The organism is Roseibium sp. TrichSKD4 (assembly GCF_000148725.1).
Taxonomy (GTDB): Bacteria; Pseudomonadota; Alphaproteobacteria; order Rhizobiales; family Stappiaceae; genus Roseibium.
Window position 1 is genome coordinate 300,406 of sequence record NZ_GL476304.1, and the last position, 14,910, is coordinate 315,315.

Genomic DNA, 14,910 nt, shown 5'->3' on the forward strand with positions numbered 1-14,910 from the left:
CGCCAATTGCGATAAGGTGCGATGCCCAGAAGGTCATCGCCGCCAAGCGACGCAATGTCCGGAATCGCAATGGAAACTTGAACTCCTTTTTGCGCATCTCAAGTTGTCAGGTGCGGATTGGTACTTCCAAAATTGGCCGCAGCGGCTCGATCTGTGTCGCATATTGACGTACGACCTGATCGTAGAGATCAGCTACACCCTTCGCTTGTACAGAGACCACCATCGCGTAGCTCAATTTTTCAGGAGGAGCATAATTGCGCCCTTCAAGCCGAGCATTGTAGTGGATGTCGAAGCAGGGGTTGATCAAAGAACTGCCGCGTTTGCGTTTGACCGCATGAAGACAGTTTTCCCACTTCCAGGCATCGTGCCTCAATTCATCTTCCGTCGCACCCGGTAGAGACGAGCCAAAGAAGCTGTCGGAATTGGGATGGACCTGCTCGTCGCGCGAATATTTTGTGTCGTTGGGGCGGAAAGTCACTTCCAATCCGGCTCGCGTATAGTTTCCGGGGTGATGCGGATCTGTTTGGGTCTTGTAACAGAGCGTGGCTGTAATAGAGACCATACCGCTCATTTGCGTTGACGGAACAGGAATTGCTGCACGGATATACTTGGCCGGGGATATTTCGCCCTGGTAAACGACCCGAACCGTGTCGTCATCACAAAGGATGACGTCGTCCAAACTGCGCGCAACACGCCCCCAACCGATTTCTTTGTGATCTTGGCCACCTTCCTCACTTGTATGCACAAGGAGAGTACGGATGGCGAGATGGTTCAGGCTGCCTCCGAAGTGAGCGCGAATGCCGGCACCCAACCGCAACACACTTGGCGTGGCGAAGGATGTGCCACCCGTCGTTGTGAGCGAAGGTATCGCGTCGGGTGCGACAACGACGAAGGGGCGACTGAACTCGCCCCCGAAATCGACCAGATCCGGCTTCACAAGACCCGGGCTACGCCCCGGTCCCTTCGAACTGTAGAGTGCGCGTTGCCAATCCTCTCCAGGAGTATCGCAGGCACCAATTGCTAACGCGTTGACACAGTCGGACGGAACCTGAACGCGGTCCAAGCCGAGTATGGCGTCCCCTTCCCCATCGTTTCCAACTGCTATCATTGCCAGTGTGGATACTCTTGAAAGACGGTCGTCCAGCACGGCGGTCCAAGCGTGAACATCATCATCCTCGATTGGGAGGCAAGGGCCGAGACTCAGATTGATGAAATCATACTCTTGGCTCGACAACACCCCTTCAATCCTCTCGAGGATTTCGTACAGTTCGTGTGGGTTTTGTCCCGGCGCTTCGTCCAAGACCCGATAGTGATCAATATTTGCATAGGGGCGTGGCAAAGGTTCTTTGGTGTTGATGTGTCCAAACAACGCCGCAGATGTCACACCAACACCGTGCGACAGGTCATCTTCTGTCGCTGGGAGCATTCCGGGTAGCTCATAGGGTGTCGCCCATTGGGTCAAAGGATGGTTATCCGGTATACCACCATCAAAAATTGCGACCCGGACATCTTCTGACACGGGTCCTTCGGAGGGTAGCACCAGATCAGTTGTTGGGATCCCTGCCGAACGAATGGTCGGCCGTAGGATTCTTAAGCCGGGCATTTGCCTCAATGTTCTAACACCGGTAAAAAGCGCGATGTCATCTGCTCTCTCCACAGGCGCGTCGAGCTCGAGAAAGCAAAGACCTTTGGCGAAGAAACGTCGGCCGAGTTCTACTTCGATTTCTTGGACTTGAAGATATTCCTCAAAAGCTTCAAGCATAACGCGCTCAAGCTCGTTGGCATGCAGTACAGTCTCCAGTGCCATTCGCCCTCGCTCGGGCAAAGACCCTTTGATTTTGGCGTGAGGAACTGGTGCTAAGACCTCCTCAATAGAAATAAGTGCATTCGCGCTTCCTCTATTTGCGCGCCAATTTGGAAGTTGCTGGCTCCATGAGCGAATAGCAGACCTACGGCCTTTCGCGAATAGTTCAGTCGTTACGGCTTCTTCGGGCTCCCTGCCTCGCGATCGCTTAGCTGGGGTTGCCTTCTTTGGGCGGCTACCAATCACTTCGATACCCACATCCCGCATGAGTTCATAGGGGAAAAAGGACTTTGCGATGTATTCTGGATTTAGCGTCAGTGAGATAACTGCCTCATCACCCGGGCAAGCCGCTTGAGGAAGATCATCAATGCGCGATGACGCCTCGGTGACCATTGGCGAAAGCCTGCTGCGAGCCTCGTTGAATGTGTAAGGGGGCTCCTTCGGAGCGCCTCCGCCTTTGACGACGATATTGTTAGTGAGGCGTTCACCCCGACCCAGAAGAAAATTCTGTTTGCTCATCGCTATTGTTTAATCCTTTAAAACTTCATTGTTCTTCAAATGTATGCGGATCGTATCGCGCGCGACCCCCGTGATTTCATGCGCTTTTCTTTGGGTCACCAGACCATTCCTGACTAGCCGGACCGCGATTTCAATGCGCTCCTGTTTCGAGTGATTGTCAGATGCGACGAGCTGGGAAAGGTAATGATCCAGCCCTTTGCCATTCAGTGCAGCGGAGCGGCGCGCAAGGGTGACTTCGCGTTCGATGTCGCTATAGGATCGCCCGATCAAAGAGACCGAAAGGATGTCGACCCAGGCGGACATATCCGGCGCGACCTCTTCAAGCAGCGCCCCCAAAAACGCACGTATCCCGGCTTCCTCCGGCAGAGCGAAGTCGATAGGTTGTTCGAAGCGCCGCCATACTGCGGGATCAAGCAGATCTGAATGGTTGGTGGCTGCGATGAGTAGGCCGGACGAAGGCCAATCATCCAGCTGCTGAAGTAAAACCGTGACCAGTCGCTTTAGCTCTCCGATCTCTCCGGCATCATCGCGGCGCTTTGCGATCGCGTCCAACTCATCGAGCAGAAGAACGCAATCAACGGATTTTGCGTAATCCAGCACATGCCTCAAATTGGATCCTGTGCGCCCGAGATAGCTGCTCATCACAGCAGACAGATCGAGGATAATGAGCGGAACCCCGAGCTCGCGTGCAACCCAGCGTGCACCTAGAGTCTTTCCGACGCCGGGAGGGCCTGTGAATAAAACCGTTCTTGTCGGCTCTAATCCTGCCTCAAGCAATGCGCCGAGGTTTTGCCTCTCGTTCACAAGGCGGGACAACGTGCTTTGGACATGCTCCGTGTAGACTGGCTCCATTTGCAGTAACGGGGTGTCCTCAACCCTCAACAGCTGGAAGCGAGAATCAGTGTCGGTCGGCAAAGCCTTTTCCATACCCTTGCGCAAGGGCGATGCTCGCGTGGGGTTTTTGCGAAGTAGCTCTATCAAGGCACCTGAGAATTGCTTATTCAGACTGCGGCGCTTCGCTATTCGATGCAGATACGTCAGAACGTCTTGAGTGCGCCCTGACAGCGCCACCCTCGCAAGGTGGACGAAATCCTTTTCGATTTCATCATTATCTGCCATTCTTTTATCCCAATTATTTATTTGTCTTAGCTGGTCACTAACATAACTGGGAGGAAATTATTTTACAAACCCTTTATTCTTCCACTTTAGAAATTTCATTCATTGATACGCTAACTCCTTAGCGTTGATCAGGCACTCAGCCGCGATCCGGAGCCACTTGGGGGCGCACCAAACGGTATCGATCCTTTGTGAATGTCCCGTATGAGATGACGGACGAGACCGTTATCTCCTGATCCTGCTATCAACCTTTACAGGCCAACACCGATCACTCCCGCGCGCGGGTGTCCAAACAGCAGCGCCAAACAGAGAAAGGCGTCTGGCAACGGTCAATCAACTAGACGCCCCTCTCAGGTTGACCACCCTAAGAGCGACTTCGCGTGTCCCTTCGGACCAGTGGTAGCAGTTACATCACAGGTAAACTGCGGCGACGTTTGAATTGTATCGGATTGTAAGGTTTGCATTTGGCTCACCCAGTCTTCGGCCCCATAACCCGCGTTGGCAGGTTGGAAACGGGCTCATCCCCACGGAAGTGCCCTTTGACCAGTACGACCTTCCCGTTGCGGTAATGACGCTCATGTTCACTCACCCAATGGCGAACTGGACCAGCCCGCTCTTCCCTCGATTGTCGCTCGAACTCTATGCGAGCCTGCTTCTCTATCATATGGGAGATGGCTTGAGGGCCGATCCGGATCGTTAGATGGGACTTCTGCGCGCTGGTAACCCAGGACTTCCCGAACTTACGGGCCACCTTAGCTTCCTTCGCTGAAAGTGTTTCCGTCGGCGTTGGGATAATTCCTCCCAAGTCAGGAGAAACCAGCATCGCAAAGAGCGCAAATGGGATAAAAAGGTCTTGCTTCGTGCGGCTATCGAAATACCCCAGATTCGCATGAATGCGTTCCTCTGGGTATTGGAGCCGCTTATAGTAATCAAGTAAATGAAGGACCCGGTCTAACAGGTAGTCGTCGAAATTCGGCTGCCCGTCTGCAGCACGGATAACCCGAAGTCGGCATGTGGGATCCATAAGCTTGGAACCGCTTTCACGAGCGAACATGATGATGCTTAAATGATCTGCATCGCGATCATCGATCAAATAACCGCATAGACCCGAACCCAGTGGTTTTTCATAGCCTGCATTTTGGGGCGAATCTCGATCAACGCGTGATGAAGCCAACGCCCCATAATCAAACTCAACCCAAGCAACCTTGGCAGGAAGCTCAATCGCTCCCAGTTTTACAACCGAAGGGACATCTGTGTCCTTCACTTGCAATAAAAAGTCATCATGGAGTGTATCTGCGTAAGAAGCCGCCAAATGATCCAGTAGATAAACTTTGGCCTGCTGCAGTGCCTCAAGTGTATTTTCTCGAAACAGTCGAAGCTCGTCGGTTCGGGAAAAATGCCATATCGGATCGTCCTTCGGTGAAGACCTACCTGCCAGCGAAGAGCCATAAGTGGATATCAAATCCTTGTATAACATCCTTGGTGTTCCAAATATCTCGAAGAACAATTTAAGACATAACTATCTCCAGTTCTAAACTTGATGGATTTCGCCTGTCGAGCGTTTCAATAGAACCAATCGAATTTGTTGGCTCCCGAATTCACTACAACTGCCTGAACCTTTGATAGTGGAACAGGATCACGCCCGCGAAGAGCACGCCGAGCCCAGCCTTGAGCAGCAACGCTATATTCGGCACACCCATCAGCCCCAATTCACCAAGCCCATCTGCGGACAATGCCAGAACCAATAGGCCAATACCAATCCGCATGATGGCGGGAACCAGCCCGAGACGGGTGTCGCTGGTCTGGTGAATAATCCACCATCCGGCAAGTGCGGTTGCCCAGGTAACAAATTGATCGATCCAGAACACCATTACTTCTTGCCCCCGACCAATTTGTTTTGAAGTAGCAGGACAGCGGTTTCACCGGCATAGCCGCACAGGAACCCTGCCGCCAACCAGGCATAGACCTCCTGTTCAACGAAACCTGTCAGAAAGTGTGCGATTATAGGGCCAAGAAAGATGGCAGCGGCCCCACCGGCAACGCCTTGGGCAAGTCGCCTGCGCCAGTGCCGCTCAGGAGCAACAACGGCCTTGACCACCGCCCCGGTGATCCCGGACAGGGCGAGAAGCTGGATATTGGACCCAATACCGCTCCAAAGGTCTGCAATTGATCCATCCATCATCGGCACCCCTGCTCTTTCTCAAGCTCCAGAACAGTATCGAGTGAGCGAGCCAGTCGCTCTGACACAACATCGGCGTCGTGTGCTTCCCACTTGATCTCGGACAAGGCGGCACAGAGGCCGCTATTTGGGCCGATTGGTGCGCTGACGCAGCCGGTTGCGAATATCGCCAAGAGCGCGGCGATCAGATGTTTGACGTGCACGGGAAATAGCCTTTCGGGACTTCAGCTGAGCCTTCAAAACAGTGTTCTGTCGGATAAGCCGGTCCTGTTTCCAGTCTAAGACAAGCCCGCGAACAAGGTCCGCGAGCAGCTTTGTCACAAAAGAGACGAGAAGGTTCATGAGGAGTGGCTCGTCACAAAGCCGATCCGGCCATCCCGGTTGAGGTCCATACCAAGCCGCGCCTCAAGGCGGTCAATCACGCCCTGCCGGTTTATCCCGAAATAGTCCAAGGTTTCGGGCATGGCCTTGAGAACATAGTCAGCTGCCATGGCAAGGGTTTCGTTTTTGACATCGACCTCAAGGGAACCCGAGAGACGGTCTCCCATTTGGTTTCCGAGCCGTTCCCCAATTCGCTCTCTGGCGTAAGCGATACCGTTGAAGAGCGCGTCATCAAGCCTGGCTCGCATCTGTTCATTGAGCTGGATGCCCGTCTTGGCCTCAAAGGTGTTCACGGCCTTGCGGCCAAACCAGACAACAACACCTGCCAGAACCGTCATCACCGTCTCAAAGACAGGAACCGCAAAGGGGGAAAGATCAACTGTGGTCCCGGCAAAGGCCGAGACGGGACACAGAACGAGCGCTATCAGCGCCGCGAATGCGAAGCGGATCATTTCAAAATACTCCGATTTTTTGAGGTAGTGAGGGTTTGCTGAATGTTCAGCGAATCAAGCGGCTATTGGTTCAAGCCGTCTTGAGAAGTTTGACGATCATTTCTGCGTGGTAGAGCGCGGTTGCCGTATCAGGCTTTTCGTCATTGTCAGGCATGGCAAGGAATGGCGGCTTGCCTTGCAGGGCCAGTTTCATTTCCTCGAGGACCTGCGGACCGACAATGCCATCCACCTGAATGCCACGTTCTTTCTGGAACCACATGGTCACCAGCTCTAGCGTGTGATCAAACGGGCCTGTTGCCGGCACAGGATACGGATGGCCGATCTTGTCACGGTAAGCACCCAGATCCTCACGCCATCGATGAACATCCGGCCCCGCATCCCCTCGCCTCAACAGCCCGTCCGGGTTTTTGGAAACCACGATGCTGCGCCCTTCCGGGAAAAGGTGGTCATACTCGGCGGAGGCGTTGAAACACGGACAGGCTTTAGCCGCATATTCATTGTGACCAGACACTTTTTGAATGTTGAACCGGTCCCGCAAATTGGTCAGCTCGGCAATCAATCCCTCTTTCTGGGAAAGGGTGCGGGTGTCCTTCGCAGTCTTGCCATCCTTGGAAAGCCCGCCGACATAGACCACGCCAATGGTACGGAGATTGTGGCCCGCGCAATGCGCGCCCACACTTGCCAAATCCCTGCCCTGCCAACTGTCGCCATTCAGATCGATCACGCGGTGATAGCCAATACCGGACCAGCCACGGGCGCGGTGCCATGTGTCGATTTCCTTGACCGACACAGCCCGCCCTTCAGGCGTTGCCGTACAATGGACAATGATTTCTGTGAGTGGGCGCATGATTGGCTTCCTTGTTCAGGGCAAAACACGAAAAGGCCCACGTGCGTGAGCCTGATGACAGTTGGATTTTTGAAAAAGGGGATCAGCCGGCGCTATTTGCCGAACGCCGTCCAAAGGAGGGTTGAGAAGAAGAGCACCCAGCCCCATCGCCTGGAGCATCCTCTAGCAACAGCAGCTCTTCTAAACTCCGCCGATGAAACAGACGGATCATGTCCGCGTATCAAGAGTTCATCATGAATGGCAGCGGCTGGAAGAACCGCACGATCATGGGGATCAAGCACCCATTCCAGGCACCATGGCACCGAAATATCAAACTCGGTACCTGGCGGCAGAATGAGCGTCCAGTTGGAGCCCTTCTTGCTGACATCCCATAGCAGCGGCGCAGTCAGCCGGTAGCGTTTCCGGGTGCCTGGAACCCGCTCAAATCCGTCAAACCGGGCTATTCCAGTCATTTTTAAAACTGAGCAGCCAGTTCAGCGGTCGCCTCAGGAACCTTCGGCCACTTTTCGTCATTGGCAAAGTCCGGATCGACGGCTTCTACAAGAGCCTTGCCAGTTTGGCGAACTTGAGCGATCCACATCAAACCAGCACGATAGGCCGCCATTTGCTCTTCAGACAAAATACCGCCGCCAGCTGCAGCTGACAGGTTCATCTGTGTTGACTGACTGGCATGTTCCAAAATCCGCCGTCCGACTTCAGCCCGGATACCGGCAATCAATGCGGCCTGTTGTTCAGCCTCGGTAGGCGCTGTCAGCTTCTCATAGACGTTCCGTCGCTCACCATCAAACTCATCGGGGTTGCCGGACGACTTCATGTCAGCAACGGCTGCTGCCCGAACTTCCGTGTCCTCTTGCCAATTGACTTCCTTGAGCCCCTTTGTGCCTTTCGGCATTTTGGAACCCACAAGCAATGCAAGGTACTTTTGCCCCAGATACACAACGGCAAGCACACTATTGGTCATCGGCGGCTCTACGATGGTCGCCCCTTCCGAGATTTCAAAGAGTTTCATCTAAAGGCTCCCTTATTGAAACTGAACCAGGTACGGAACGCAGCTTGGTTCATGATCATCATCCGGGATCTGGGCATGCCCGCCATATCCAGTCTGATAGTAGAGACCGTTATCGGTCAGGATGCCCATACCGGTTTCATTCACGTAGCCGACCGCGCAGAGCGCAACGGGCTTGTGTTTCATGATGTGTACGGGCGTGAAGGAGGATCGGTGCGATGTATGCCCCACGCCGAGCTGGCCGTTGCCGTTGTAGCCGGTTGTCAGCAACGTCCCGTCGTTATGCAAAACAGCCAAGGAGGCGTAATTATAGCCCCCATATCCGAGGACTTGCTTGATGCCGCCATTTCCCTCAATTCCAGGGTTTTGAGGGCTGTTTGTATTGGAGGTGTTTCCGAGCCCAAGTTGGCCGTAGTTGTTGTAGCCGAAGGTCCGGATTGTCCCATCGGCCTTCACCACCGCACTTGAGCCGTAAGCTCCGCCCCAAGCGAGCAACTGCTCATTATCGGTTCCAAGCGCGGCGATGTGTTGCGGGCTATGGACCGTAGACGTGTTGCCGGTCCCGAGCTGCCCATAACCGTTGTAGCCCCAACTGTAGACGCGGCCATCCTCCAATCGAGCAAGAGTGTGGCCGTAGGGTTGATCGCCGGTCGAATGATTATCGTCCATACAACCAACAATCTCGACGCATTTGTCAGGAAGAGTAACTTGCTCCGGAGCGCTTCGGTTATTCGAGTTGCCCAGACCCAGCGGGCCTTGGCTGTTATATCCCCACGCAAACAATCCGCCATTTTCATCAATTGCGAATGTCCGACCGTAGTTACTGCCAACGCAAACCACCTGAGACCAATCGTCTTTTGCCAAGGCTGTTGGTGTGCTGACCGATGTCGTGTTGCCGAGCCCGAGCTGACCGTAAGCATTGTAGCCGCTCGCAAACAGTCGCCCGTCATCGGCAAGGAACATCACATGTATGGAACCGGTATACCGACTCTGACCAACGGATATGTCGATGATGTTGACGCCATCAAGAGCTGTTACCCTTGTTGGAACATGAACGTTACTGGTGTTCCCGACACCGAGGCAACCGTAACCATTCTGCCCCCAAACATAGACTGAGCCGTCTGACATCAGGCACAGGTTTTCTCTCCCAGAAGTCACCCATTTTGCCACGGTCGCATCAGTCTTGGGAAAGGCAGGAGTGATCGGCGTTGACCGATGGTGGTGCCAAGTGCCTTGCCCCAATTGGCCGGAGCCACTATCTCCCCAAAGGCGCAGCGTTCCGTCTTCCATGATGACCCCGCCAGAACGATATCGGCCATACATCGCTTTGCCATCAGTCAACTTCGCGACCCGGTTTCCAGCTGCATTCAAGCTGGACTGGCGTTCTGCTGCGGACAGCCCGCGATTGTACAAGTGCCATGTGGTGGTGTTGGCCCATTCCACGGGCGCAATGCCAGTCACAGCCTCCAACGCCACGCAGATATACGTGGACCCGTCAAGGCTGACGATATCATCCGCCTCGTACTCGGTTGCAGTGTCGTATTCACCGCGCCATGTGAATTTAATCTTGTTCAAGTCAAGCTTCATCTCAGCCCTCCTGCGTTGCCAGAATTAGATGGCCGTTTTGATCAATGGAGAATGTGAGACCCGGAGGCCCGATGTCCCAACAAAGATATTTGGATGTGTCGAAGTCGCCGGTACCGTTCTCTAAAATCAGATGATCGTCTTCGCGGTAGAGGCCATAAAACACGCTGCCTGCTGCCAGCAGTTCTTCTGCTTTTGCTTTTGCAGCCTCCGCCCGCTCAACAGCTGACTGGACAGAACTAACAACTGATTGGGCAGCCTTTTGTGCAGCATCGTCAAACGTCTCCTGAACATCGGCCGCAATTTCTTCTGCCCGTTTTTTTGCAGCCTCCGCAGCATCCCTGGCAGCCGTTATTCCTTGCGCATGAGCCTGGGCATTAGAAATATCAGACGCTGTCGGACCTGCTGTCGGCTGACCGTCAGCGTCAAACATCATGACCGTGCCAGCCCGGTCAGCCTTTTGGGGGAACGGCTCAATCGTTTCCTCGTCCGGAACCCTGAGTGAATGCGTAATATCGGTTTCGGGAAGCGGTCCTATCCGGGTCCACTGCCCCTGACCTGACACCCCTGACTTGCGGTAAATACCACGTTTGTCAGATGAAGCGTCTCCCCAGACTTTGGCCTCGGCACCTTCGCCCCAGTCAAGATCCGCTTCCAGCTCGGCCAAAGTCGCAAGGCTCGGGCCCCGTCTTGCATCCAGCTGTGCGGCAAGTTTGGTTGCCGGCATGACGACTGTCTTTTTGTGGCCCGCCACTTCAGCATGACCAATAACCTCATCCAGTATCGGGACAACGTCCAAATGGCTGGTTCTGATTCCCATGTGATGGCTCCGCTAAACAGACAGCAAAAAGACGCGTTTCGCACAGGCGAAAGCCGCATTGAAAGAGTTGCTTGGTAAGGTTCGATGAGATGTAAGGTCAGAGCATGCCGCGTGTCTGTTTGACCACTCGATTTGCTCTATCTATTTGTTTTCACCCACTTGCGGAACGGAGTTCCGTCGCTTCGCCTGAACACGCTCAAGTAATCACTGCGGTATAGGGGCCCGACACAGGCCCGGCCACATCGTCCTCATTCTTCGGCTCAAGATAATAATCATAGGACCCTGCCGGCAACAGCGCGCCATCTTCACCTGTGGCATCGCCGTCAATAACCTCAAGTGTTGAAGACCTGGAAACCCCATGAGTTCCAATAACGTGGGCCTCACGATCAAGTACGCCGGCACTGGCAAGACGATAGATAACAACTGCCACTACATTCTCGTCGTTCTGGGTCACGATGGTGACTTTCGCATGAGCCTTCCCGCCAACAACACCACTCCCGTTCCCAAGGCCACGCGGAATGCCTGCATCCGTTTCGCCGATCGTGATGCTGAATATGGCATTGTAAGGTCCTGGAAGACCATTGGGCGTCAAGGCACGAGCCCGCAATTGAACCCTGTCCCCGACCTCATAGCCGGAGATCGCCCCGCCGCCCTCAGCGGCTGTTACGTCAACACTTGTCCACGGCGATGTCCCAGAAAGCCTGTGATCAATCTCAAAACGCCCGATAGTGGCAGAGCTGCCCGAGCCTGGAACCAAAAGCACATCAAGACCATTTGCAGACCCGGTCCCGGCAACGCCCGTTCGAATGGCCGTAAAGCGCGGCCTTGCCGGAATGGACAGCTGGTCATCCAGTTCCGATCCAATCACGCCAGACCATGTTGGCGGCTCCTCCGCATCCGTCAACGCATCGATTTCAGGGGCTGCATCAACGAATGTGATGTGGCTGGTAAAATCCTGCCCCGCCTCAATCCCGCGAACAATAAGTGGCTTGCTTTCTTGGGACGCCTTGCCAAAATGGACAATGTCACCAGCCTTCGGCAACACCCCACCGCCATCAACCCGGATCACGCATCCAGGCTCACTCTCGAAGACAACGCTACGCAGGCTTGACGTTCCAATTGTGTCTTCTTCACAGATCCCGGTTCTAAAGCGGACAGCATAGTCAGCGCCTTCTTCCATTTGGATCTCTTCATCCAGAACAATCAGATTGCCCTCAACACGCTTTACGTGTGCTGCCACCTGCGATTTTTCCAGAACATCCAGGGATCCCATGATCAAATCACCGCGCGTTGCAACACGAACCGCCCCATCCTGAAGAGCAGAATAGCGATTAGGGCGATGGATGATTTCGTACATGCGCCGACGCGCCTCAATCCAGATCTCATCCGGATTGGTTTTTCCCGGAAGTTCAATTTCTTCCGTCAAGTTGATCTCACCGGAAAAACCGGGCCACGGCACGACACGCTCTGCCGGTTCAAACTCGTTGGTCTCATCAAAAAACGGAACCCGGAAGGCATCTGGCGGATCCAGATATGTGCGCGTCCACTTGAAGCCGTCCGAATTGCGCGGGCTGATATGGTCAACAACCATGTCCTGAGGTCGATCAATAACGACACTCCACTTAACCCCGTCATGGCGCGGAGTGGCGCGGCCCGCTGCCGCAATCAGCTGCAGAACTTCAAAGAGCGTCAGATCGCGGTCCAGCACAAAGTTGAACTTGAGACCCTTGGCAGCACAAAATTCATGCCAATCCTGAAGGAAACCCAGATCGATCCCACTGTCTGCCACCGGATAGGGATTGGCCGGAGACTGAAGAACAAATCGGTAGAGCGCCGCCGGATTTGACGTTTCGCGGGAGATCCAGCTCCCACCTGCCTTGTCCCAATCCAGGCACACCCGAGACACCAGAGCACTGAAATTATCGAGAGAGTTGTTAAGCTGGTAAGTGGCCTTGATACGAAGGGCAGCCAGTGCGAGCGGGCGATCAAAGTTCAAGGGGTACTCAGGACGCAGGGACTGCAAAACCAGAAAAACCGTCCGATCCTGTTCCCGGTCATTCGTTCGCTCATTCGTTAATCGCGTCACCTCAACTTCATAGCGTCCACGCTTTGGAAATTCCCAGCTATGCTGGCGATAAAACGCCTCTCGCTTGCCCGCACTCACATTAAGCGTCGTGACCGTGGTCCAGTCATCACCACTTTGCAGGGCTCTGTATCTGATCCGCACAGAGACACTCAAGGACTGAAGTTTACCATTGGAATTATAGTGAAACAGTCCGCCCGGGAACGAGATGATAACCGACGCGCCCGTGGAATTTGCAGCTGTGTAGCGGGTCACCGGTTTTTCATTGGCAGGTCCCGAGACGACTGTGCCTGCATCATTTCTGGGAAGTGGCCTTGTCAGATCAGACCCAACAGCCTCTTCAATCACCTGTTTGGGATAAAGCGTCAAAGGCGCATCGCCGGAAAGCCCTTCCCGGGTTTCGATTTCAATTTCGTCATATTCATCGAGATCTGTGGTACCAAGTTTGAATTCAGACAATTTGAGAGGGCCATACCCAAACAGGAACAGGGCACGCACATACTGGATATCTCCAACAATTTCCGTATAGGAAATCGCGCCAAAAGGCGGAGCATAACGATGCTTGCCGAGCGCAACCGGGACAGCGCCATCTGGTGAAAGCCGGTTTTTCCAGCCCGTGATCGTGTAGGACTGCTTGACTTCATTACCCCCCGCACCGGACTGGTCGCCCGGATTGGCAGACGTAGGCGGCACAAGCGCATTTACCAAAAGGTTCCCAAGTGCAGACAGGCCCAAAGTCAGACCAGCAGAGACAACAGCTGCAGATATTCCAAGCGCACCGGCAATTGGAACAGCCCAAAGCTGACCGAGAGCGACAGCTGCAATGGTAACAACAATCATCAAAATGGTTCGAATTGCACTTTTACCCGGCAGGGCCCGGATCAAAACACGCACACCTGGACGAGGACGGACAAACTGCCAGTTTCGTTGCTCAACCGGCATGGCACCTTGCTCATTTACCAAGACCACACGCAAGGGTAGATTCCCGGCAGCGTCAGCGCTTATTCCAAGACCCGGCAGCACGCTCGCAACGATTTCAGCAAGGCTCATTCCGCAAGGAAGGTCCAGATCGATCCGGCCAAGACCAGGATCAAGCAAACAGGGAGATGCAAGCACAGGCAATGTGTTTGTCGCCTTGATATCTTGAGCCTTAACCGGAACTTTATCTGGGGGCATGCTCTCGCTCATGCTATGGCTCTCATCTTTTTATGCCGGAAATGCCCGATCAACCGATGCTTCCAGGCCCCGACACAGTAGCGCTCCAGCTTGGCCTGATCATCGCCGCAGACATGAAGCATCAAACCAGGCGTCACCACGACCCCACAATGGGCAGCCCCACGCCCTCTTCGAAAGAGCGCAATATCAAACATGGACGGCTCTTCAACCTGACCCCACGGCCCCTGGCTAACGCCTCCGCAAAAAAGCCCGTCGATTTCCTCGCGCTCTTCACAGCTGACATAATCCTCATGATAGGAGGCAAGTTGGATCCCCAGTTTCTCGCGATAGACCAAAACAACAAGGCCGTAGCAGTCGCACCCACCCCGATCGCGACCAAGATTTAAAAACGGGATGCCAATATAGGAATTGGTCCAGCTCATCGATGAAGCCCCGGAAAGCGTTGCTTGGTCATGCGAGCACTTGGGAATGCCTCTTCTTCAATTGACTCCCGGCTAATTGAGAGCGTGATTTCCGACGCATCACCCTCGGCCCGCACAAGGCGCAAATCGCGATACTCAGCTTCAATCACGTCCGGGCTTGAGGCCAAAACAATAGCCATATGGGCCGTTGCCCTGGTTGTTATGGATTGAAGAACGTCTGCAATGCCTCTGGTGACATTTTCCAGCACAAGTGTTGCCTCAGCTGGAGCCTCTTCCAGATCACTGGGTAAATCCGTTGAAACCAGAACAAAGTGAAACGGTTCGCTTGACGGATTGCTGTCATTGAACGTTGACCTTGTCCCGTAAGCAAGAGGGTCGCTCCACAAGCGCTCAGTTGGATCGCTCGATAGACGCACCGGCTCCTCAAGCTCTGAGTGTTCAAACACAAACAAAGCCACCTCGACTTCATCAGATGAAGCATCCTCCAGCGACAAACGCTGGTTCAGTGAAACACGGCGCAT

General features: G+C 54.1%; 15 protein-coding genes. All 15 read right to left on the minus strand.

All coding sequences use genetic code 11. The features are described 5' to 3' along the window. Positions 1–106 precede the first annotated feature (106 nt). Positions 107–2,323, minus strand: coding sequence for a S8 family peptidase (locus TRICHSKD4_RS04365; protein ID WP_009466225.1), 2,217 nt, complete (start codon positions 2,321–2,323; stop codon positions 107–109). 9 nt (positions 2,324–2,332) lie between these two features. Next, positions 2,333–3,442 carry an ATP-binding protein gene (locus tag TRICHSKD4_RS04370; protein ID WP_009466226.1) on the minus strand — a complete coding sequence of 370 codons (1,110 nt, stop codon included), beginning with the start codon at positions 3,440–3,442 and terminating at the stop codon, positions 2,333–2,335. Positions 3,443–3,908: 466 nt separating this feature from the next. Beyond that, positions 3,909–4,916, minus strand: coding sequence for a hypothetical protein (locus tag TRICHSKD4_RS04375; protein WP_009466227.1), 1,008 nt, complete (start codon positions 4,914–4,916; stop codon positions 3,909–3,911). A gap of 124 nt (positions 4,917–5,040) precedes the next feature. Next, the gene (locus TRICHSKD4_RS04380) at positions 5,041–5,310 is read right to left on the minus strand and encodes a hypothetical protein (protein ID WP_009466228.1); all 270 of its coding nucleotides are present in this window, start codon (positions 5,308–5,310) and stop codon (positions 5,041–5,043) included. Further along, positions 5,310–5,621: a hypothetical protein gene (locus TRICHSKD4_RS04385; protein ID WP_040616160.1), complete on the minus strand. Its 312-nt coding sequence runs from the start codon at positions 5,619–5,621 to the stop codon at positions 5,310–5,312. The genes TRICHSKD4_RS04380 and TRICHSKD4_RS04385 overlap by 1 nt, the downstream gene beginning before the upstream one ends. A 120-nt stretch (positions 5,622–5,741) precedes the next feature. Further along, positions 5,742–5,960: a hypothetical protein gene (locus TRICHSKD4_RS04390; protein WP_009466230.1), complete on the minus strand. Its 219-nt coding sequence runs from the start codon at positions 5,958–5,960 to the stop codon at positions 5,742–5,744. Further along, entirely contained in the window at positions 5,957–6,451 is a 495-nt protein-coding gene (locus TRICHSKD4_RS04395; protein ID WP_009466231.1) for a hypothetical protein, read from the minus strand. Before TRICHSKD4_RS04395 ends, TRICHSKD4_RS04390 begins: the two co-directional genes overlap by 4 nt. Before the next feature lie 70 nt (positions 6,452–6,521). Continuing rightward, on the minus strand, positions 6,522–7,298 hold the full coding sequence (locus tag TRICHSKD4_RS28975; protein WP_009466232.1) for a peptidoglycan-binding domain-containing protein: 777 nt from the start codon (positions 7,296–7,298) through the stop codon (positions 6,522–6,524). Between the two features lie 92 nt (positions 7,299–7,390). Continuing rightward, on the minus strand, positions 7,391–7,750 hold the full coding sequence (locus tag TRICHSKD4_RS27915) for a DUF1353 domain-containing protein (RefSeq protein ID WP_009466234.1): 360 nt from the start codon (positions 7,748–7,750) through the stop codon (positions 7,391–7,393). A 2-nt stretch (positions 7,751–7,752) separates the two neighbouring features. Continuing rightward, positions 7,753–8,307: a hypothetical protein gene (locus TRICHSKD4_RS04410; RefSeq protein ID WP_009466235.1), complete on the minus strand. Its 555-nt coding sequence runs from the start codon at positions 8,305–8,307 to the stop codon at positions 7,753–7,755. A gap of 12 nt (positions 8,308–8,319) precedes the next feature. Next, entirely contained in the window at positions 8,320–9,891 is a 1,572-nt protein-coding gene (locus TRICHSKD4_RS04415; protein WP_009466236.1) for a regulator of chromosome condensation RCC1, read from the minus strand. Position 9,892: 1 nt separating this feature from the next. Continuing rightward, on the minus strand, positions 9,893–10,708 hold the full coding sequence (locus TRICHSKD4_RS04420) for a hypothetical protein (protein WP_009466237.1): 816 nt from the start codon (positions 10,706–10,708) through the stop codon (positions 9,893–9,895). Positions 10,709–10,904: 196 nt separating this feature from the next. Then, complete coding sequence (locus tag TRICHSKD4_RS04425) at positions 10,905–13,967, minus strand: host specificity factor TipJ family phage tail protein (RefSeq protein ID WP_139051957.1); 3,063 nt, start codon at positions 13,965–13,967, stop codon at positions 10,905–10,907. A gap of 8 nt (positions 13,968–13,975) precedes the next feature. After that, positions 13,976–14,389 (minus strand): NlpC/P60 family protein, encoded by a 414-nt coding sequence (locus TRICHSKD4_RS04430; RefSeq protein ID WP_009466239.1) that lies wholly within the window; start codon positions 14,387–14,389, stop codon positions 13,976–13,978. Then, positions 14,386–14,910: a hypothetical protein gene (locus TRICHSKD4_RS04435; protein ID WP_009466240.1), complete on the minus strand. Its 525-nt coding sequence runs from the start codon at positions 14,908–14,910 to the stop codon at positions 14,386–14,388. Before TRICHSKD4_RS04435 ends, TRICHSKD4_RS04430 begins: the two co-directional genes overlap by 4 nt.

Coding starts and splice junctions, on each gene's coding strand:
- TRICHSKD4_RS04365 (WP_009466225.1), bottom strand. CDS start 2,323: ATGAGCAAACAGAATTTTCTTCTGGGTCGGGGTGAACGCCTCACTAAC.
- TRICHSKD4_RS04370 (WP_009466226.1), bottom strand. CDS start 3,442: ATGGCAGATAATGATGAAATCGAAAAGGATTTCGTCCACCTTGCGAGG.
- TRICHSKD4_RS04375 (WP_009466227.1), bottom strand. CDS start 4,916: ATGTTATACAAGGATTTGATATCCACTTATGGCTCTTCGCTGGCAGGT.
- TRICHSKD4_RS04380 (WP_009466228.1), bottom strand. CDS start 5,310: ATGGTGTTCTGGATCGATCAATTTGTTACCTGGGCAACCGCACTTGCC.
- TRICHSKD4_RS04385 (WP_040616160.1), bottom strand. CDS start 5,621: ATGATGGATGGATCAATTGCAGACCTTTGGAGCGGTATTGGGTCCAAT.
- TRICHSKD4_RS04390 (WP_009466230.1), bottom strand. CDS start 5,960: ATGAACCTTCTCGTCTCTTTTGTGACAAAGCTGCTCGCGGACCTTGTT.
- TRICHSKD4_RS04395 (WP_009466231.1), bottom strand. CDS start 6,451: ATGATCCGCTTCGCATTCGCGGCGCTGATAGCGCTCGTTCTGTGTCCC.
- TRICHSKD4_RS28975 (WP_009466232.1), bottom strand. CDS start 7,298: ATGCGCCCACTCACAGAAATCATTGTCCATTGTACGGCAACGCCTGAA.
- TRICHSKD4_RS27915 (WP_009466234.1), bottom strand. CDS start 7,750: ATGACTGGAATAGCCCGGTTTGACGGATTTGAGCGGGTTCCAGGCACC.
- TRICHSKD4_RS04410 (WP_009466235.1), bottom strand. CDS start 8,307: ATGAAACTCTTTGAAATCTCGGAAGGGGCGACCATCGTAGAGCCGCCG.
- TRICHSKD4_RS04415 (WP_009466236.1), bottom strand. CDS start 9,891: ATGAAGCTTGACTTGAACAAGATTAAATTCACATGGCGCGGTGAATAC.
- TRICHSKD4_RS04420 (WP_009466237.1), bottom strand. CDS start 10,708: ATGGGAATCAGAACCAGCCATTTGGACGTTGTCCCGATACTGGATGAG.
- TRICHSKD4_RS04425 (WP_139051957.1), bottom strand. CDS start 13,967: ATGCCCCCAGATAAAGTTCCGGTTAAGGCTCAAGATATCAAGGCGACA.
- TRICHSKD4_RS04430 (WP_009466239.1), bottom strand. CDS start 14,389: ATGAGCTGGACCAATTCCTATATTGGCATCCCGTTTTTAAATCTTGGT.
- TRICHSKD4_RS04435 (WP_009466240.1), bottom strand. CDS start 14,910: ATGCGCCGTGTTTCACTGAACCAGCGTTTGTCGCTGGAGGATGCTTCA.